The organism is Candidatus Edwardsbacteria bacterium, from assembly GCA_018821925.1.
GTDB lineage: Bacteria > Edwardsbacteria > AC1 > AC1 > EtOH8 > UBA2226.
The window spans coordinates 23,874-42,320 of record JAHJLF010000016.1 but is presented as its reverse complement, the minus strand read 5'-3'; the positions used below and the strand labels follow the sequence as shown (position 1 = coordinate 42,320).

Here is an 18,447-nt window from a genome sequence, read left to right as displayed (position 1 = left end):
TCAATATTATGCTTAAATAGATATTAATGCCAGACAGGGGCATGAGATGGAGGAGTTCATAAGTGAAATATCAAAAACCACGAAAGCACAGGGCTTTATTGTTGTAATGTGAAAATTCACAGGGTAACGACCCCACCCCTACCCGTCGTTGGGAAAACATAGATGGCATGAATGTTATAAATACTGTAGAGGAGGGTTTCAAACCCTCCCCTACAACGAAATTCTATTATAAGGTAAATCATGAAAAAAACATTATCAATCCTCTTTGTTGCCTTTCTTCTCTCGGGAACGGCATCCTCTGAAGAAAAGCCCTCGGCGGTCATCTCCGCCCTGTCGCACCAGATAGAGATAAACCTGCCTATCCTGCAAAAGGCCCCGGGCGACAAGCCGTATTTCATCGGCTACCGGGTGACGGAGGAGGAGAAATACACAGTCAACGGGTCGTTCGGAGCGGTGACCGAGGAGAGATCGCTCAAGGAACGGGCTGGGATGGTGGACGTCCGGGTGGGCTCCATGCAGTTAGACAACACTCATAACATCCGCGAGGGTTGGGGCTACTGGGGCAGCGGCAAGTTCGACCTGCCGGCCGAGGACGACCAGGCGGCCCTGGAATCGGTATTATGGTGGTACACCGACAAGACCTTCAAGCAGGCCCAGAAGGGTTTTGATGCAGTCAAGGCCAACCTGGCGGTCAAGGTGGAGGAGGAGGACCAGTCCGACGACTTTTCTCCGGCCCCGGTGGTGGTCAGCCTGTCGGCTCCGGCCAAGCTGGATATCGACCAGGCCTGGTGGAAACAAAGAGTGATGGATATCTCCAAATTGTTCGACGGCTATTCCGATATCTACAAATCCGAAGTGGCCTTTGCCGTGGCCGCCGAAAATAATTACATCGTCAACAGCGAAGGCACCAAAATATCGCATGGCCGCATCCGCTGCCGCTTGCACCTGTACATCTCCACCGTGGCCGAGGACGGCATGGACCTCTACCGCTACGAGGCCTTCGATGCCAGATCTGCCGATGGACTGCCTGATGAGGCGGCCATAAAAGCAACCGCCCAAAAGATGATCTCCGAGCTGGCCGCCCTGCGCAACGCGCCGCTGGCCGAGCCACATGTCGGCCCGGCCATCATGTGCAACCGGGCCTCGGCGGTCTTTTACCATGAGATACTAGGGCACCGGGTGGAGGGCCACCGGCAGAAGGATGTCACCGAGGGCCAGACCTTCAAGAAGAAGGTGGGCCAGACGATCCTTCCCGGGTTCATCTCGGTGTTTGACGATCCCTCTCTCTCCTCCTTCAGGGGGCTCAACCTGATGGGCGATTACCCCTACGACGACGAGGGGGTGGCCTCAGAGCGAGTCACTATCATAGAAAAGGGAACTTTGAAAAACTTTCTGATGAGCCGCTCGCCCATCGCCGGATTCGAATATTCCAACGGGCACGGCCGGGGCACCATCGGACAGGCTCCGGTGTCGCGGATGGGCAACACCATCATCTCGTCCCAGCAGACCGTGTCTTTTGCGGCCCTGAAGAAACTGCTGATGGCCGAGGTCAAAAAGCAAAAGAAGCCCTATGGATTGATCTTCACCGACATCTCCGGCGGTTTCACCATGACCAGCACCTACATGCCGCAGTCCTTCAAGGTCCTGCCGGTGATGGTCTACAAGATATATCCCGACGGGCGCGAAGAATTGGTGCGGGGCATCGACATCAGCGGCACGCCGCTGACGGTGTTCTCCAAGATAACCGCCACCGCCGATGATTACGACGTCTTCAGCGGTTTCTGCGGGGCCGAGTCCGGCTACCTGCCGGTGTCCTGCGTCTCGCCCAGCATCCTGATAAGGGAGATGGAGGTGGAGAAGCGGATGATGGAGCAGGACAAGCCGCCCATTCTCCCCCAGCCCATGGAACTGCGGAAAGGAGACGGACAAAATGAAAAATAAAATACTCTTATTTTTGCTGGCAGTATCGGCCATCATTTCTTTAAATGTCTCCGCCCAATCACTGCCTGCTTTTCCCGATGACCCGGTGCTGAATGCCATGCAGGACGAATTGCAGAGGAATTTTGACGGCTTAAAGATCCCGGAGAACCTGAGGATATCGTATTCCGAAGGCTTGGGACGTTTATCCCCGCCTGCCCCCGAATCTGATAAATTCCAGGGAGCCCCGAATGCCGCCGGCCGGGCGCCGCGCGATTCGGCTATCATGCCGGGCGGCCCGGCCAACCATCCCTATTTCGTCTCCTATACCATCGAGATATATAAAACTTACAAAGCGGCGGCCACCTTCGGAAAATTAGTGGATGAGGGCTCCTCCAGCTTTTCCCGGGGGGAAGTGGATCTGAGGATAGGCGACTATTCCATGGATAACACTCCGGAGGGCCGCTGGCGCTACCGCTCCGGAGGATATCGGGCGAACATCCCGGCCGAGGCGGACTATTGGGGTTTGCGCAAATCTTTGTGGTGGCAGAGCGACCAAACTTTCAAGCGGGCCATCGAGCAGTACTCCCGCAAGAAGATGCTGATGAAAACCAAGAAGCGCCAGGAGCCGCTGGACGATCTCTCCCGGGAGAAGCCCTATCGTTTCTTCCAGCCGGTGCCCGAGGAAAAACTGGAATGGGATAAAATAAAGGATATTTTAAAGGACGTCTCCCGGCTGTTCCGGGAATATCCCCGGATAGACAGATCACAGGCCGAGGCTCTGGTTCAGTTCAAAAAACATTATTTTGTCAGCTCGGAGGGCTCGGCCAACCGCACCTTCGGCGCTTTCGGCTCCATCAATGTGGAGATGTCCGGGCTGACCGACAACGGACTGATGCTGAAGGACGGTTTCTCGGTGGATTATCAATCCGGCGATGACAGGGGGGTCCTGCTTAAGAAGGCCCGGCAGGAGATCAAGCGGTTCTGCGATCAGCTGGCGGCCCCGCCCATGGAGGATTATTTCGGGCCGGTATTGCTGGAGGGACAGGCCGCCGCCGAATTCGTGGTGCAGACCATCGTCCCGTTGATGCAGGCCGAGCGCGATCCGGTTTCGGATTACGACTATGCCGACAACACCTCCAAAGATCTGAAAAAATGGCTGAATAAGCGGATCATCGCTCCACACATCACCTTGATCGACGATCCCACGGCAGAGACTTTCGAAAAGGATTCGCTGGGCGGCCATTATCGGGTGGACGACGAGGGGATGCCGGGCAAAAGGATCGCCCTGATCGAGGACGGAATATTGAAGACATTCTACATGTCCCGCTCGCCCATCGAGAAGATATACGGCAGCAACGGCCATCTGCGAAACGGACAACTGATGCCGGGCAACCTGTTCCTGTCATCGTCCAAGGGGCTGGCGCATAAAAAGCTCCTAAAAACCCTGGAGAAGCTGTGCAAGGAAAAGGGCAACGATTACGGGATCATTATAAAACGGCTGGAGCCTCAAAAATATTCCCTGGGATATCTGGATGCCACCCTCAAAGCCATAGAGGCTTACAAGTATGATATCAAGACCAAGAAGCTAAGCCTGGTAAGAAATTTGGTTCTGCGGGATGTCTCCCGTCGGACCTTGCGCGATATCTACCGAACGGGAGAGAAGCCGATGGTCTACAACAGCCGGATAGGCGGCGGGGTGGAAAGTGCGTCGTTTTCGGTAATAACCCCGGATATCCTGCTGGACCAAATAGAGGCCAGCGGGCCATCCGAAGTGGGCAGCCAGCCGCCCTTCCTGAAGAACCCGTTTTTCGAGAAGTGATAACGTTTTTTCTTGTCATCCTGAGCTAACTCCAAAGTAGCACAAGCTGAAGGATGACAAAGTTCACACCTTCAGCTTGCCAAGCAGGTTGCCAGTCTCAGTGTGACATAAGTAAGAAAAGCCCGGCAGTGCCGGGCTTTTCTGTTATCAAAATTAATCATTTCCCAAGCTTTTTTCCCAACTCGAAGGCTTGGTGCATCAGTTTTTTGTCCTTCTTGACCTCTCCGGGTTTGTTTCCGGTGCCGTAGACCATTCCCACGATCGGCGCTCCGATGAAGCGAAAGGCGTCCTGGTAGGTCCGGATGGCGTTCACCGCGCCGGAGGCAACGGGGTCAACATCGCCGTAGGTCAAAATGATGCCAATCTTCTTGCCCTTCAGGGCGTGCCCGCTCTTGCCGATCAGAGCATACCAGCGGTCCATGAACAGCTTGATCTGGGCCGAAACGGTGAACCAGTATACTGGCCCGGCCATGACGATGGCGTCGGCCTTGACTAATTTGGGATACAGCTTCTGCATGTCATCCTTAAGGATGCAGACATGGCCTGGTTTGGTCAGGCAGTAGTCGCAGGCGTTGCAGGGCTTGATGTGCATCTCATGCAGGCAGACAATCTCACAAACGGCTCCGACGGACTTGGCCCCTTCGGCGGTCCGTTTGGCCAGGGCGGTGCTGTTACCGTTCTTTCTGGGACTTCCCAGAACTATCAGGACGTTCTTGTTTTTCATTGATCAGCTCCCCAAGTAAAATTCGGCATATAAGGAATGTTCTTGAATACTATCAAAGCGACCCAGGTAAAGTCAATCATAATTTTAAAGCGCCAGATGCAACAATACTTATTGACAGCGGGACGAATTTGAATTAGAATAGCACATACCTAAAATAAATGAATTTTTACTCTAGGAGCTGTATGTATAGGTCAGGGATTCTTCTGGCTGTGATGGCTTCTTTTTTTATGGGCTGTGCCGCCACCACCACGGCGCCTCCGCCGGAGACCACCGCCGACCTGCGGCTGGAACTGCCGCCCTATAATGGCAAAAAAACAACGGTGGCGGTGATTGACCTGCGCAACCAGTCGGAGTTCGACGATCCCCGCATCGGGCGGGGGGTGTCCAACATGATGATCACCGCCCTGGTAAATTCCGGGCGTTTCATTGTGGTGGAGCGCAATGATCAGGCCCTGGAGAAGATCTTTGCCGAGCAGAAGCTGGGACAGACCGGAGCGGTGACATCCCAGACCGCGGCCAAGGTGGGCAAAATGCTGGGAGCCAAAACGGTGGTGGTGGGCGAGGTAAGCGAGTTCGGCATCCGCAAGACCAGCGCCTTCGTGGGGGTGGGCGGCACCAAGACCATCACCACCAGGGTGGTGATAGACGCCCGGCTGGTGGATTCCGAGACCGCCGGCATCATCGCCGGTGAGACCGGCATCGGCGCCAGCAGCACCCAGACCCGGGGGGTGGCCCTGACCTTTGAGTTCGGAACGACTGGATTCGACGAGACCACCATCGGCATCGCCACCCGGAAAGCGGTCAACCAGGTGGTGACCAAATTCGCCCTTAACGTGGAAAACGATCAGATCAATAAAAAGGAGAATAAATGAAAAAGTCAGTATTGCTGATACTGGCGGGATCGCTGCTGCTGGCTGCGTCGGCCAAAGCCCAGGATGAAGGGGGACCAAGCTTAAAACCCACTCCTCCGCCCATCTCCTGTCTGGATTTTTTCAAAGGGACGTATCAGTTCACTTTTACCGGGATCTACATGAAGCTGGGCCTGCCGGAGGATTCGGACATGGACGAGTCGCCCACCGGCAAGGGTTTCAATTTTGAGATGTCCCGCGGCTTTGCCGACGGTTTCGGGCTGATGTCCCATTTCATGTTTCTGGGGCTGAACGTCCCGACGGAAATAAACAATGTCAAAAAAGATTATCCCGCCTCGGCCATGGCCATGGGTGCTACCATGGTGCTGGACCTTAAAAAAGGGGAAAAGAGGGACATCGCAGGGGAGATTGTAGACAAGAAGACCACCCTGGCCGCGTTCATAGGGTTCGACTTCACCGGAACCGATTTCGAGATGGAAAATATCATTGAGGACGAGGATTTCTCGGTCAGCACCATGGAGGGCAGCCTGCCGATGGGCTTGGTGGCCGACATTCCCCTGAATTACTATGTATCGCTGGTGCCGTTCGGTCGTTTTGCCTGGAGCAGCACCACGGTGACCACCATCATGCCGTATTACATTTCCCTGCCTGCGCCGCCATATTTAATTTTAATGTCGGGCATTCCCCATGATTCCACCTACTCCTCGACCAGGTTCGACTATGGCATGGACATCGACCTACGGCTTTTCCGTAACGCCCCGGAGTGGAAGATCAGCGTGGGTACCGTGCTTTCCCAGGTCGAGGGCATGGCTGATGGCAATCTGATCATCATGGCCAGTATCAAAAAGGAGTGGGGCAAGCATTACAGCAGCACTTCCTTCGGACCCAAGCTGCACTGATCCGAGCCATCCAATTGTAAGATGGATGCTTAATAAGCCGGTTGTTAAGTAAATTTGTAATGGGGAGAAAACCATGCTGAAAACCGTTAAAGTCCCGCCCCAGTTTGAGCATATCTTTGCCAAAGCGGAGAAAATAGTGGGGGACTTCTTTTCGAAGATAGAAATGAAGCCCTCCCGGGGCGTCATCCATATCGCCGGAGATCGCTATATACTGATGAGGGGAGAATCGATATTCTCAACCCTGCGGGACAGCATGATAGGCCAATTCGGAGAAGCGGTAACCGATTCCTTTCTTTACGATCTGGCCAAAACAATCGGAAAGAGCGACGCCAAAAGGTTTGCCGAAAAGCTTGGTTTAAAAGATCCGATCGCCAAGTTGTCGGCCGGCCCGGTACATTTCAGCCATACCGGCTGGGCGTTGGTAGATATCCTGCCGGAGAGCGCTCCCAGTGCCGATGCCGATTACCTGTTGGTCTATAACCACCCCAATACCTTCGAATCGGAACTGCACGCCAGTCAGGGCAAAAAAAGCGATAAGCCGGTTTGCCTCTTTTCGGCGGGATATTCGGCCGGGTGGTGCTCGTACAGCTTTGATTTGGATTTGGATGCCAAGGAAATTATGTGCATTGCCAAAGGAGACAGCGATTGCCGGTTTGTTATGGCCCCCAGTGCGAAATTGGATAAAAGAGCGGCGGATTATATCAAGGGAATGTAATCATGACCGATCAAAACGGCCATAATATCATTCATGACGTGATAACGGATATATTTCGACGTTACGCACCTCAAGCGCCGGAGAACGCCTTAAAGAAGATTGAGAGCAAGTGCGGGATTGTGTTAAATAACGTTACCTTGGAAAATAGCAATGAATTTTTAGGCGCCATGCAGGAAGAGCTGGCCGGTGTGATGGAAGAATGGAAAGCAAAGTTCGTTACGGGAGTCATTAGACAGATGGTCGCCCGGTCAATAAAAAAAGAGGAATGATTTTCTGCCCACAAAATATAAAAACAAACCCCGGATCAAAAAGATCCGGGGTTTTCATTTGGAGAAAGTTACAGGTCCTCTATCAGCTTAAATATCTTATCGAACGAAACCGGTTTTTCGAAATACCCGTGAATGTCGTATTCCAGGGCCTTTCGCTTGATGGCGGGGTCGCACAGGTAGGTTACAATGATGACCTTGGTGCCGGGCGAGGTCTTTTTGGTATGCGCAATGATCTCAAAGCCATCGTTCTCGTTCTTGTTCTCTAAGCACAGTTCGGCGACAACTATATCGTATTTATTCTTTGATATAAGCTCCTTGGATGTCTCCAGGGTTTCTGCGGAATCAACCTCAAAACCATAGTGCTTGAATAACATCCGGGAGCAGGCCAGAACACTCTTGTCGCTTTCGATCACCAGCAGTTTTTTAGGCATTGCCAATCACCCCCGGCGCGTTTAGGTTAGAAGACCAGCTCGTTCTGCATCCACTGGACGGCGGATTTTATCAGGTCGTGGGAATCCTCCAGATTTAACTTACGCTTGATGCTCTCCCGGTACGATTGCACGCTTTTTGGGCTGAGGTTGAACTTCTCGGCTATTTTCTTGGTGGAGAAACCCTGTCCGATATACCGGAAGACGGCGATCTCGCGGTCGTTCAGGCAGCCTATCAGGGAATCGCAGGTGTAGTCTTTGCCGTTCACAAATTTCTGGAATATATGGTTGGCTACGATCTCGCTGACGAATATCCGCCCGGCTATGACTTCGCGGACAGCCCTCAATATGACATCAGGGGCATCGTGTTTTAAAACATATCCCCTGGCGCCGGCTTTAAGGACCCGTTCGGCGTAGAAGGGATCCTTGATCATCGAGAATGCAATGATGGGAACTTTGGGATATTTGCCATGCACGGTTTTGGTAAGCTCGATGGAGTCAATATCCAAAACGGCGCTTAAAATTACGGCCTCTGGGTTGAATTCCCCGATAGCGGCAATAAAAGGGTTGTAATCATCAAAGGCCCCGACAACCTTAAGGTCCGGCTGAAGCGAGATCAGATCGGCCAAACCCTTCAGGCATATCGGGAACGATTCTGCTATGATGATGCTCTTCTTGCTGTCCATAAGTAACGTCCTTTAACATTGTAAACAGTTTAACCCTTTTGTCTTAGAAAACACAATGTCATCCCTGCTTATAGTTAAATAGTTTTTTGCTGAATATTGCATAGCAAAAAGCCGATAACAATAAAAACAACTATCTTAAAAATACCACACTTTTTGTGCCAAACCGTTGAGCATAAAAATAATAGGCATAAGCCATTGCAAGACAGTCCATATTTGTTTATATCGGCGATGCGCCAAAAGCAGACTAACCAATAAACTGTCCTATTATTATTACAGTATATTGCGATATGTGTGGTACGCTAACTTAAGCTTCATTTATTATGGTAAAACTCAACAATGACCAAGTGGAAAGGTTTAGCTTGGGCGGCAGGCAAAAGCAAAGCCCCGCTTGCGGTGTCTTTTGCGATTAAGGAAGGGCAAAGCAGGGACTGGGGCAAAGAAAAAACGACCATTGGTTTTTACTTGACAAAGAAGGCACTTTAAAATATTATCTTATCATCTATTACTTGGCATTGAGGGGAGGATAACAAAATGGACCAGACTGAACAGGTCTATCGCAAGCTTCAACAACATCTCGACAATCAAGCCGTAGGTTATCCCGCCACCAAGTCCGGAGCTGAGATACGACTTCTCAAGCGGTTCTTCAGCCCCGAGGAAGCCCGGCTGGCCATGTATTTGACTTACAAACCCGACTCCATCGAGCACATCAAGGAATTGGCCAAGGACAGTGGGATAGCCCTCGGTGGGGCCGAGGATCTGCTAAATAACATGGCAAGAAATGGGGTTATCGGCTTGGTTGAAAAGGAAGGCACTCGGTGCTTCTACACCATACCGTTCATCGTCGGCATGTTCGAGGGCCAGTTGAAGAGGCTTACCCCTGAGTTCCTCAGCGATTTTGGGCAGTACACCAACGACAAGTCCTTCGGGCTGGCCTTTCTTAGTACGGAATTGCCGCAGATGCGGACGATACCGGTGGGGAAAAGCATCTCGGTGGAACACCAGGTAGCCACCTATGACCACATAGTGGACATCATTAACGGCGCCGACGGCCCCTTCGCCATTCTCGAATGCATCTGCAGAAAAATGGCCGGTCTGAAGGGGGATCCCTGTCGGAAAACCTCCCGCCAGGAAACGTGCCTGGCCATCGGAGACATGGCGAAGAATGTTATCCAATACGCGAACGGAAGGGCCATAGGCAGAGAGGAGGCGCTTGAAATAGCCCGGATGAACGAAGCTGACGGATTGGTCTTTCAGCCTTCCAACACCCGGAAGGTCGATTTCATCTGCTCCTGCTGCGGGTGCTGTTGCGGAATGCTCCGCCTTCAGAAAATACTGCCCAAACCGGTTGATTTCTGGGCAACCAACTACTGCGCCTCGGTGAACGCCGGGACCTGCTCCGGTTGTGGGATCTGTGTCGAAAGATGCCAGGTGAATGCCGTGACGGTTGACGATCGTGCGGGCACCGCAGTCATCAACCTCGATCGCTGTATCGGTTGCGGAAACTGCGTTTCCACCTGCCCGACCGGGGCCATGAGCCTTCTCAAAAAAGAGAAGGAGATCGTGCCGCCCCAGGATTCGGAGGACCTTTATGACGTCATCATGGCCAATAAAAAAGGAAGACTCGGTAAAATAAAGCTGGCGGCGAAACTGAGGCCCAAAAAATGAGTGAACCTGGCGCTTGAGAAGAAACATCCAGGCCCAGACGCTAAGATGTATGGGCCGCCCCTGAATCCGTTTTCCAAATATTAAGTTATTGTTTAGTAATATACGGCAATGGTTTTCTATTGTAATATTGACATGACGGGCTGTATTTTGTATAATGCCAAAATAACAAAACAGCATAAATACAACCCAATACATGTTAGGCATAGAATGACGGATTATTGCCATTCTATTTAGTATGATTGTAGCGAAAGTGAAATTGTAGACCCGTTAATCAATAAAAAGGAGGTATTGTATTATGATGAAAGTGATCATTATAACACTCATCCTAAACCTGGCGAATCTTGTACCTGCACTGGCCTGCACGACCATACTCGTTACCAAGGGGGCATCAGAAGACGGTTCGGTCATTGTTGCGCATTCAGACGACAGCGAATTGTTCGATCAGCGCCTGGTCTACGTACCGGCCGCAGATCATAAGCCCGGGGCACTCCGTCCTGTATACTACGATGCTGCATCGCTGGGGAGCAGACCGGAATATCATGGATATTTGCTGCGCCGTTATGTGGGCACTCACCGGGGTCCAACTTATATCGATCCCAGTCAGCCGCAGAGCATACCACTTGGTACTATTCCTCAAGTCGCACATACCTATGCTTACTTTGATGGCAGCTATGCTATCATGAACGAACATCAGCTTATGTTCGGCGAGTGTACCGACGGGACAAAAATACAACCCGAACCGGTGCCTGGAAAACTTATTTTCTACAGTGCTGAACTTAGCCGCGTTGCAGCAGAACGCTGCACAACAGCACGCGAAGCCATTAAATTGATTGGTTATCTTATTGAAACCTACGGCTACTACGGTACAGGTGAAACACTGCCCATTGGGGATACTGAGGAAGGCTGGGTCATAGAAATGGCACCCAGTCCTGAAGGCACAGGTGGGCTTTGGGTGGCAAAAAAGATACCCGATGGCGAGGTGTTCGTGGCAGCAAATGAACTGCGTATTCGAGAAGTCGACCCGGATGACCCCAATATGCTCTATTGCCGCGATCTTCATGCTATTGCTGAAAAACACGGATGGTGGAAACCGGAAGACGGGAAGTTAGACTGGTTACGAGCCGTAAGTTCAGGAGAATATAATCATCCATACTACTCACTGCGTCGGGTCTGGCGTTTACATGCGCGGATGGCACCCTCACAGAAAAAATCTCCCTGGGTCGAAGATGGTTTCACGAGAGAGTATCCGCTCTCCATTAAACCCGATAAAAAACTCAGCGTCCGTGACGTTATGAACCTGTACCGCGATTACTACCAGGGAACTGAATTTGATCTGTCAAAAGGAGTAACCGCAGGTCCTTTCGGCTGCCCCTACCGATACCCCGGTCCCAGGGATCCGACGGGCGATACCGATGATCCAAATGCCAAACTGAAAGGTGCATGGGAACGTCCGATTTCCATCTTTCGCTGTGGATTCAGTTATGTCTGTCAAGCACGCGGCTGGTTACCGGATCCTATCGGGGGCATTGTATGGTTCGGTCCGGATGAGCCGATGAGTACTTGCTATGTTCCCTTCTACGTAGGAGTTACAAGAATTGCCAAACCATATTACACATGTAACACCTCAGTCTTCAGCCAGGAAAGTGCGTGGTGGGCATTCAACTTTGTGGCTAATTGGGCGGGTTTGAAGTATAGTTATATAATCAAAGATATTCAGCAGAAACAGGACGAAATCGAACACGCTGAAATTGAAGGCATTAAGAAAATGGATAAGCAAGCGCTTGCTCTTTATAAACAGAACCCGAAAAAGGCGCAACAACTGCTCACCACTTACTGTGAAACGCAGGCAAACCAGGTTGTGAAAGACTGGTGGGGATTTGCCTGGACCCTTGTAGCCCGTTATGATGATGGTTATATCAATGCCCCTGAAAAAATGGCACAGGAAGTTGGTTATCCTGAAGATTGGTATGATAAGTCCGAATGGATCAACGGACCGACAACCTACGAAAAACAAAAAGAAAAAGCACGGAATAAGAATCCGCAGAAGTAACAGGGTCGGGCCTCGAGTTGTGAGTTAAGTATTGTCAGAAGAAAGTGAGTGTGGTCAGGTAGTCCATGAAGGAGAAGAGTATAGTCAGACCATTGAGAGTAGAATTTAAACTTAAAAGAAGTGCCTAACAAGGCGCTCACCTGACCGCTATTCCGCTGCGCTCCATAGCGGCAGGTGAGCTTTGACGGTAGCCAGAATAAACAAAGAGCCCCGCAGTTGCGGGGCTAAATATTTGATAAACAAAAAGACCAATTATTAAATATCATCCGGCAATGGTGCGGAAAGATCAGAGGAATGGCGGGAACAGCGATATGAAATTGCATGAGATCTATAGAAGCTCCAATTATTACTCGGTGTGTAAATGCGACAGGGTCAAGGACCTGGTGATCGACGTCACCTGCGGGGGAATAGCCATGCACAACCGGATTGTCGAGCTTAATCCGGACGAGATTGCGGAATTTCATAGAACTGGGAATCTGGATGATCTGGCTTATAAAATAGGCAAAGGGGATCAGGAGATATTGAAAAGGGAGTTGCTGCCGGAGTCCGATAAGGAACGGATGGAATATGTAGAGAAATTATGACCGATCAGCTTGCCTGACATTCCGCTTAAGGTGAGATCATTAACGCCAAGAGCCCCGCAATTGCGGGGCTCGTTCTCGTTAATTGGTTGGGCAACGGTTCCGGTAGCTCTGGCCCGCTGTGTTAATAAAAATATGTGGTTTTATCTAACAACCACTTGACATATTATCATACATTTGTTATAATGTGGACGAACTAAGGGAATTAAAAAGATGAACGAGAACATAGATATCTTGTTAGGCAAGCGGGTCCAGCAATTGCGCAAAGCCAATAACATCAACCAGGAAACGCTGGCCAAGGCGCTGGGCATAGCCCGGCCTGCGGTAACGTTGATGGAAAAGGGAAAGCGCAAGGCAACCGCTTCCGAACTGGTTTGTTTGGCAAAATTCTTCAATTTGAACGTTGAGGAACTTTTAGACGAAGGCAAAACGCCTAAAATATTGATTCAAAGCGAAAGGAGGCCGGAAAAACAAGTAGAAGAAATACGCATCAGCGTACCTCAAAAAAATCTGAATAAGCTCAAGCAAGCTTTGCTTTATATTCTTAATAAAGTCGGTTCCAAGCCAAACATAGGCGAAACCGTCATTTATAAGCTTTTATATTTTATTGATTTTAATTTTTATGAAAAATATGAAGAACAGCTTATCGGCGCCACCTATATCAAAAATAAATACGGGCCCACGCCCGTGGAGTTTAAAAAAGTGGTCGACGATATGGTCAGCAAAGGAGAAATAGAGTTGGTTAAATCAAGTTATTTCCAGTATCCCCAAAGAAAGTATTTGCCGTTGAAAAGTTTTGATCTGCGGCAGTTTAAAGCCCATGAAATTGAAGTGATTAATGATGTTTTGAATAGATTATCAGATAAAACCGCCTCGGAATTAAGCGATTACTCCCACCGCGATGTTCCCTGGATCACTGCCGAAGAAAGCAAGCCCATTGATTATGAGGCGGTTTTTTATCGAACGCCGGAATATTCGGTGAGGACATAATATGGCTAAGTTCAGGGAAGTGTTCGAACACCCTGAATTTAAACGGGACAAAAAACAATTGACAAAACGATTCAGGACGTTGGAAGATGATTTAGATAATCTTATCAATTATTCAATTTATTCATACCATAAGTGCAACATTGACAATAAAGGTATATTCAGGATTCCCGGCTTAGGATTTGAAAACCCGCCAGTATACAAAGTCAGGAAATTTGCCTGCAAAGCGCTTAAGGGCAAGGGGGCTCAAACGGGGTTGCGCCTGATCTATGCTTACTTAAAAGATGAAGACCGCATTGAATTGGTTGAGATATACTTTAAAGAGAAACAAAGCACTGAATGCGACAAGGGAAGAATAAAACGCCGTTATTTCGAAAGCGTTTAAGTTAATCCAAAATACAAGTATCAAAAAAGTAACTGTTGTTTCGCAATATAAGAATGAAACCGCACATTCGCACCTGCGAACATAGAGAAAAACCTACCCATATCGCGAGAATTCTTTCTCCGATGGGGATCTACCCGGCGATGAGCGTTTCTTTTTCGAATTGTTTGTATGTCGCTAGTAGAGATCTGTGTTTCAGCCTCGTCCAATATCACGACCGGGGTGATGACGAATCATGCTCCGAAGTTCAGTTACTTTCTGTATCGGAGATAAGAATCTACGGAGCACTGATGCTCGCGGTTGACCGAGAAATAAGCTATTCGGCCTTCTATCCTTACCCATTTGATATTTCCTTGGTGTGTTCACAACCTCCTGACTCAATTACCTATGCAATCGAACACGTGAGGCCGATTCTGATTGAGAAACTAACCGAGCCAGATAAAACTCCTACTGGTTACGCCGTTCCAGCACTGAATTCCTATCGCCACGCAACCGACATTCCTCTACCGCCGGTGGTCGGGGGTCGAGATTATGACCTTCGCGACAAAGGAATTGACTATACGATGGCCCAGCAGTTATACGATGCAATTTGCCCAAACGATGCAATTGTGCTCAGAGGTCTCTCAACGCTAATCAAGGCTGGCATGTTACATTTTCACTATCAGTTTTTCGAAGAAGCGACCAACACCCTCTACATCTCAATGGAAGCTTCGTACCGTATGGTTTTGCGTAAACTGAGAGATACAGGGTATCAACAACCAACTGCGAAGGATGCCGCAAATTATATTCACAATGCTTTTTATGATATAGACCGACTTGAGAAGTATTTTGAGGAGGACTACGAAAGGAGAATTGCGTCTTTCCATCCTGAAAGCCGACTTGGCATATTTTCGCACCCACCCATAACGGCCGATGATTACTATTTTCTTTTCAACGACCTCTTGGAAGTTTATCGTTATTTGCTTATTGGGTATGTACACCCGAAGCATTTAGAGAAAAGGGCGACCTAACAATTCACACCACCTGCTATCGTGACATAACCCATAGACAAATGTAAGCCAAGAGCCCCGCCTTCCGGCGGGGCCCTTCACGTTCACCATTATTAAACAATTACTCTTTGTTAAATATTATCTCCCCCTTCTTGGCCTCCGCCCTAACCGTATCCCCTTCCTTGAATGCTCCCTCCAAAATCATCATAGACAATGGATCCTGCAATAACCGCTGGATGGCCCGCTTCAACGGCCGGGCGCCGAAGGCCGGGTCATACCCTTCGGTGGCCAGCAATTCCTTGGCCTTTTCGGTAACTTCCAGTGTTATCTTCCGGTCGGCCAGCCTTTTATAAAGGTGGGCCAGTTGGATATCAATGATCTCCTTGATCTGCGACTTATCCAGCCGGTGGAATATCACGGTCTCGTCCACCCGGTTTAAAAACTCCGGCCGGAAGTGCTCCCGCATGGCCTCCAACACCTTTGTCTTGATCTGGGCTTCATCATCCAGCTCGCTGATGAACTGCGAACCGATATTGGAGGTCATGATTATCACTGTGTTCTTGAAATCCACCGTCCGGCCCTGGCCGTCGGTCAGCCGGCCGTCGTCTAATATCTGCAATAAAACATTGAACACGTCATGGTGGGCCTTTTCGATCTCGTCGAACAGTATCACCGAATAGGAACGGCGGCGCACGGCCTCGGTCAGCTGGCCACCCTCATCATATCCCACATAGCCCGGCGGGGCGCCTATCAGCCGGGCCACGGCGTGCTTCTCCATATATTCCGACATGTCAATCCGGATCATGGCCCGTTCGTCATCAAACAGGAACTCGGCCAGGGCCCTGGCCAGCTCGGTCTTGCCCACGCCGGTGGGACCCAGGAAAATAAATGAGCCGATGGGTCTATTGGGATCAGACAATCCTGCCCTGGCCCTGCGGACCGCGTTGGATACCGCCACCAAAGCTTCGTCCTGGCCCACCACCCGCAGTTTAAGCCGTTGCTCCATCTTTACTAATTTGGCGGTCTCGCCCTCCAGCATCCGGGCCACCGGTATGCCGGTCCATTTGGCCACCACCTCGGCGATGTCCTCGTCGTCCACCTCTTCCTTCAGCATCTTTATGTCCTTCTGCACCTCGGCCAGCTGTTTGTTCTCGCTCTCCAGGTCCTTCTGCAGGGAGGCGATGGTGCCGTAGCGCAGTTCGGCCACTTTGTTGAGGTCGCCCAGCTTTTCAGCCTGCTGTTCCTGTAGCTTGGCATCCTCGATGCGCTGCTTGACATCGCCGATCTTTTTGATGCCCGCCTTCTCGTTCTGCCAATGGGCCTTCATGGCGGAGGACTTCTCTTTAAGTTCGGCCAGCTCGGCATCAAGTTTGGCCAGCCGCTCTTTCGAGGCGCGGTCTTTCTCTTTTTTCAGGGCGGTGCGCTCGATCTCTAACTGCATGATGCGGCGTTCCACTTCGTCTATCTCGGTGGGCATGCTGTCGATCTCGATCCGGAGGCGGGAGGATGCCTCGTCTATCAAATCCACCGCTTTGTCCGGCAGGAAGCGGTCGGAGATGTAGCGGTGCGACAGCACCGCCGCCGCCACTAAGGCGCTGTCCTTGATCCGCACCTTATGGTGCAATTCATACCGTTCCTTCAATCCCCGCAGGATGGCGATGGTGTCCTCCACCGATGGCTCCTGCACCACGATGGGCGCCAACCGGCGCTCCAGGGCCGGGTCCTTCTCGATATTCTTGCGGTATTCGTCCAGGGTAGTGGCGCCCACCATCCGCAGTTCGCCCCGGGCCAGGGAGGGCTTCAGCATGTTGGAGGCGTCCATCGCGCCCTCGGCCTTGCCGGCGCCCACCAGAGTGTGCAATTCGTCTATAAAAAGGATGATCTGTCCGGCGGCGGCCTCGATCTCCTTGAGCACGGCTTTCAGGCGCTCCTCGAATTCGCCCCGGAACTTGGCCCCGGCGATCAAGGCTCCCATGTCTAAGGCCACCACCTTTTTGTTCTTCAGGGTCTCCGGCACATCGCCGGAATTTATCCGCTGGGCCAGACCCTCCACGATGGCGGTCTTGCCTACCCCGGGCTCTCCGATAAGCACCGGGTTATTCTTGGTGCGGCGGGACAGCACCTGGATCACCCGTCGGATCTCGTCATCCCGGCCGATCACCGGGTCCAGCTTCCCTTTGCGGGCCAGGTCGGTCAGGTCGCGGCTGTAACGGGCCAGGGCCTGGTATTTTCCCTCGGGATTCTGGTCGGTTATCCGCTGATTGCCGCGGATGTCTACCAAGGCCTTCAGCACCGCATCCCTGGTGATGCCGGCATTCTTTAGGATCTGAGCTGCTTTTCCGGATCCCTCGGAGATAGCCAAAAGCAGGTGCTCGGCCGAAACGTATTCGTCTTTCATCCGGTCGGCCTCACTCATGGCCTCCTGAAGCACCCGGTTGAGGCTGGGCGACATATAGGCCTGTCCGGTTCCGCCATAAACCTTCGGGACGGCATCGATCTCCTGTTCCAACCGTTCCTGGATCGCTTCCGGCCTGGCGCCCAGCTTCTGAATGATGGGTACCACCACGCCATCCGTCTGCTCCAGAAGAGCCAATAAAAGATGTTCCGGGGCGATCTCCTGCTGGTTCTTTTGCTCGGCCAGGGTTGAGGCGGCCTCCAGGGCTTCCTGGGATTTTACGGTAAATTTTTCCAAACGCATAATAACCCTTATAAATTAGCAATTTATCCAAAACGGCTTTTATAAATATAAGGATTAGAAGGTATTTTGTCAAGGGAAATAAAAAGGCCGCAGATTATCTGCGGCCTTTTTTCATGGTTTCTTCTGATAATAATTTAAGCAGTCAGGGTCTTTCTGTCGATGGGTGTCGGAGGAATGGAAGGCCCCGTTATCGCCTTTTTGCAGATGATGATCTCATCCTGATATGAAGTCAGGGTCCTTCTATCGATGGGTGTCGGAGGAATGGAAGGTCCTGTTTTCGACTTTTTGCAGATGATGATCCCGCCCTGATATGAGGAGGCCAGCTCGATGGGGCCGGAAAATTCGACAGAATCTACCGGGATCACAATGGGCCGGGGAAGAAATTTTCTGAAATCAATTGCGGCAATTGTGATATCGTTGCTGACAGAGGAGGAATCAACCGGTATGACTATCGGCCTGGGTAAAAATCTTGCCCAGTTTGGGGCGGCGTAACAGGTGGTGGTTATTCCGGCGAAAATCAATCCGCCCAGGGCTGTGAGTACGGCTGCCTTTTTCATTTTGGTTCTCCTTGGGTTTGAAGTTTATTTATTTTAGTTTGTTTGCGTTCTGGTATTATATACAAGCACTTGTCATGCCAACTCGATCATTTGTTTGCAATGCATTGGAAAACAATGTGTTGCGAGATAAACGCATTGATGATGTTGCTTTAGGAACAGCCATGTTTTTTTGACAACAGAATTTATATAGTTACCATTTAAAAGAAAAA

Annotated in this window: 18 protein-coding genes; 13 read left to right on the top strand and 5 right to left on the bottom strand. The window is 50.8% G+C overall.

The genetic code is table 11. The features are described from left to right. Window positions 1-240 precede the first annotated feature (240 nt). On the top strand, window positions 241-1,941 hold the full coding sequence (locus tag KJ869_01500) for a TldD/PmbA family protein (GenBank protein ID MBU1575869.1): 1,701 nt from the start codon (window positions 241-243) through the stop codon (window positions 1,939-1,941). Then, entirely contained in the window at window positions 1,931-3,739 is a 1,809-nt protein-coding gene (locus tag KJ869_01495; protein MBU1575868.1) for a hypothetical protein, read from the top strand. Before KJ869_01500 ends, KJ869_01495 begins: the two co-directional genes overlap by 11 nt. 157 nt (window positions 3,740-3,896) lie before the next feature. Here the strand turns inward: KJ869_01495 and KJ869_01490 are convergent, their stop codons facing one another. After that, a complete protein-coding gene (locus KJ869_01490) occupies window positions 3,897-4,463 on the bottom strand; it encodes a flavodoxin family protein (GenBank protein ID MBU1575867.1) in 567 nt (188 codons plus the stop codon). A gap of 212 nt (window positions 4,464-4,675) precedes the next feature. Between KJ869_01490 and KJ869_01485 the strand changes: the two genes are divergently transcribed. The 4 genes from KJ869_01485 to KJ869_01470 all read left to right on the top strand — a co-directional run bounded on the left by KJ869_01485 (window position 4,676) and on the right by KJ869_01470 (window position 7,215). After that, window positions 4,676-5,335: a CsgG/HfaB family protein gene (locus KJ869_01485; protein ID MBU1575866.1), complete on the top strand. Its 660-nt coding sequence runs from the start codon at window positions 4,676-4,678 to the stop codon at window positions 5,333-5,335. Then, window positions 5,332-6,231 (top strand): hypothetical protein, encoded by a 900-nt coding sequence (locus tag KJ869_01480; GenBank protein MBU1575865.1) that lies wholly within the window; start codon window positions 5,332-5,334, stop codon window positions 6,229-6,231. The genes KJ869_01485 and KJ869_01480 overlap by 4 nt, the downstream gene beginning before the upstream one ends. 73 nt (window positions 6,232-6,304) lie before the next feature. After that, window positions 6,305-6,946, top strand: coding sequence for a XylR N-terminal domain-containing protein (locus tag KJ869_01475; GenBank protein MBU1575864.1), 642 nt, complete (start codon window positions 6,305-6,307; stop codon window positions 6,944-6,946). Window positions 6,947-6,948: 2 nt separating this feature from the next. Then, a complete protein-coding gene (locus KJ869_01470) occupies window positions 6,949-7,215 on the top strand; it encodes a hypothetical protein (GenBank protein ID MBU1575863.1) in 267 nt (88 codons plus the stop codon). 68 nt (window positions 7,216-7,283) lie between these two features. On the opposite strand, the gene KJ869_01465 is transcribed toward KJ869_01470, so the two are convergent. Then, on the bottom strand, window positions 7,284-7,646 hold the full coding sequence (locus KJ869_01465; GenBank protein ID MBU1575862.1) for a response regulator: 363 nt from the start codon (window positions 7,644-7,646) through the stop codon (window positions 7,284-7,286). 26 nt (window positions 7,647-7,672) lie between these two features. Continuing rightward, window positions 7,673-8,329: a response regulator transcription factor gene (locus tag KJ869_01460; GenBank protein ID MBU1575861.1), complete on the bottom strand. Its 657-nt coding sequence runs from the start codon at window positions 8,327-8,329 to the stop codon at window positions 7,673-7,675. A gap of 336 nt (window positions 8,330-8,665) precedes the next feature. On the opposite strand from KJ869_01460, the gene KJ869_01455 reads away from it, so the two are divergent. From KJ869_01455 to KJ869_01425, 7 genes are all read left to right on the top strand, one after another. Continuing rightward, entirely contained in the window at window positions 8,666-8,812 is a 147-nt protein-coding gene (locus KJ869_01455; GenBank protein ID MBU1575860.1) for a hypothetical protein, read from the top strand. 48 nt (window positions 8,813-8,860) lie between these two features. After that, the gene (locus tag KJ869_01450; protein MBU1575859.1) at window positions 8,861-9,994 is read left to right on the top strand and encodes a 4Fe-4S binding protein; all 1,134 of its coding nucleotides are present in this window, start codon (window positions 8,861-8,863) and stop codon (window positions 9,992-9,994) included. A 298-nt stretch (window positions 9,995-10,292) separates the two neighbouring features. After that, window positions 10,293-12,044, top strand: coding sequence for a C69 family dipeptidase (locus KJ869_01445; protein ID MBU1575858.1), 1,752 nt, complete (start codon window positions 10,293-10,295; stop codon window positions 12,042-12,044). A 311-nt stretch (window positions 12,045-12,355) separates the two neighbouring features. Beyond that, entirely contained in the window at window positions 12,356-12,628 is a 273-nt protein-coding gene (locus tag KJ869_01440) for a hypothetical protein (protein ID MBU1575857.1), read from the top strand. Window positions 12,629-12,838: 210 nt separating this feature from the next. Further along, window positions 12,839-13,615 carry a DUF4065 domain-containing protein gene (locus KJ869_01435; GenBank protein MBU1575856.1) on the top strand — a complete coding sequence of 259 codons (777 nt, stop codon included), beginning with the start codon at window positions 12,839-12,841 and terminating at the stop codon, window positions 13,613-13,615. Between the two features lies 1 nt (window position 13,616). Further along, a complete protein-coding gene (locus KJ869_01430; GenBank protein ID MBU1575855.1) occupies window positions 13,617-13,997 on the top strand; it encodes a hypothetical protein in 381 nt (126 codons plus the stop codon). A 53-nt stretch (window positions 13,998-14,050) separates the two neighbouring features. Then, window positions 14,051-15,004: a hypothetical protein gene (locus KJ869_01425; protein MBU1575854.1), complete on the top strand. Its 954-nt coding sequence runs from the start codon at window positions 14,051-14,053 to the stop codon at window positions 15,002-15,004. A 100-nt stretch (window positions 15,005-15,104) separates the two neighbouring features. Here KJ869_01425 and clpB read toward each other — a convergent pair whose 3' ends face one another. After that, entirely contained in the window at window positions 15,105-17,684 is a 2,580-nt protein-coding gene (gene clpB / locus KJ869_01420; GenBank protein ID MBU1575853.1) for an ATP-dependent chaperone ClpB, read from the bottom strand. 131 nt (window positions 17,685-17,815) lie between these two features. After that, window positions 17,816-18,238 (bottom strand): hypothetical protein, encoded by a 423-nt coding sequence (locus tag KJ869_01415; protein MBU1575852.1) that lies wholly within the window; start codon window positions 18,236-18,238, stop codon window positions 17,816-17,818. Between the last annotated feature and the right edge of the window lie 209 nt (window positions 18,239-18,447).

What these genes read in the sequence shown, in the direction of transcription:
- KJ869_01500 (MBU1575869.1), top strand. Translation starts at nt 241, where the DNA reads ATGAAAAAAACATTATCAATCCTCTTTGTTGCCTTTCTTCTCTCGGGA.
- KJ869_01495 (MBU1575868.1), top strand. Translation starts at nt 1,931, where the DNA reads ATGAAAAATAAAATACTCTTATTTTTGCTGGCAGTATCGGCCATCATT.
- KJ869_01490 (MBU1575867.1), bottom strand. Translation starts at nt 4,463, where the DNA reads ATGAAAAACAAGAACGTCCTGATAGTTCTGGGAAGTCCCAGAAAGAAC.
- KJ869_01485 (MBU1575866.1), top strand. Translation starts at nt 4,676, where the DNA reads ATGGCTTCTTTTTTTATGGGCTGTGCCGCCACCACCACGGCGCCTCCG.
- KJ869_01480 (MBU1575865.1), top strand. Translation starts at nt 5,332, where the DNA reads ATGAAAAAGTCAGTATTGCTGATACTGGCGGGATCGCTGCTGCTGGCT.
- KJ869_01475 (MBU1575864.1), top strand. Translation starts at nt 6,305, where the DNA reads ATGCTGAAAACCGTTAAAGTCCCGCCCCAGTTTGAGCATATCTTTGCC.
- KJ869_01470 (MBU1575863.1), top strand. Translation starts at nt 6,949, where the DNA reads ATGACCGATCAAAACGGCCATAATATCATTCATGACGTGATAACGGAT.
- KJ869_01465 (MBU1575862.1), bottom strand. Translation starts at nt 7,646, where the DNA reads ATGCCTAAAAAACTGCTGGTGATCGAAAGCGACAAGAGTGTTCTGGCC.
- KJ869_01460 (MBU1575861.1), bottom strand. Translation starts at nt 8,329, where the DNA reads ATGGACAGCAAGAAGAGCATCATCATAGCAGAATCGTTCCCGATATGC.
- KJ869_01455 (MBU1575860.1), top strand. Translation starts at nt 8,666, where the DNA reads ATGACCAAGTGGAAAGGTTTAGCTTGGGCGGCAGGCAAAAGCAAAGCC.
- KJ869_01450 (MBU1575859.1), top strand. Translation starts at nt 8,861, where the DNA reads ATGGACCAGACTGAACAGGTCTATCGCAAGCTTCAACAACATCTCGAC.
- KJ869_01445 (MBU1575858.1), top strand. Translation starts at nt 10,293, where the DNA reads ATGAAAGTGATCATTATAACACTCATCCTAAACCTGGCGAATCTTGTA.
- KJ869_01440 (MBU1575857.1), top strand. Translation starts at nt 12,356, where the DNA reads ATGAAATTGCATGAGATCTATAGAAGCTCCAATTATTACTCGGTGTGT.
- KJ869_01435 (MBU1575856.1), top strand. Translation starts at nt 12,839, where the DNA reads ATGAACGAGAACATAGATATCTTGTTAGGCAAGCGGGTCCAGCAATTG.
- KJ869_01430 (MBU1575855.1), top strand. Translation starts at nt 13,617, where the DNA reads ATGGCTAAGTTCAGGGAAGTGTTCGAACACCCTGAATTTAAACGGGAC.
- KJ869_01425 (MBU1575854.1), top strand. Translation starts at nt 14,051, where the DNA reads ATGAAACCGCACATTCGCACCTGCGAACATAGAGAAAAACCTACCCAT.
- KJ869_01415 (MBU1575852.1), bottom strand. Translation starts at nt 18,238, where the DNA reads ATGAAAAAGGCAGCCGTACTCACAGCCCTGGGCGGATTGATTTTCGCC.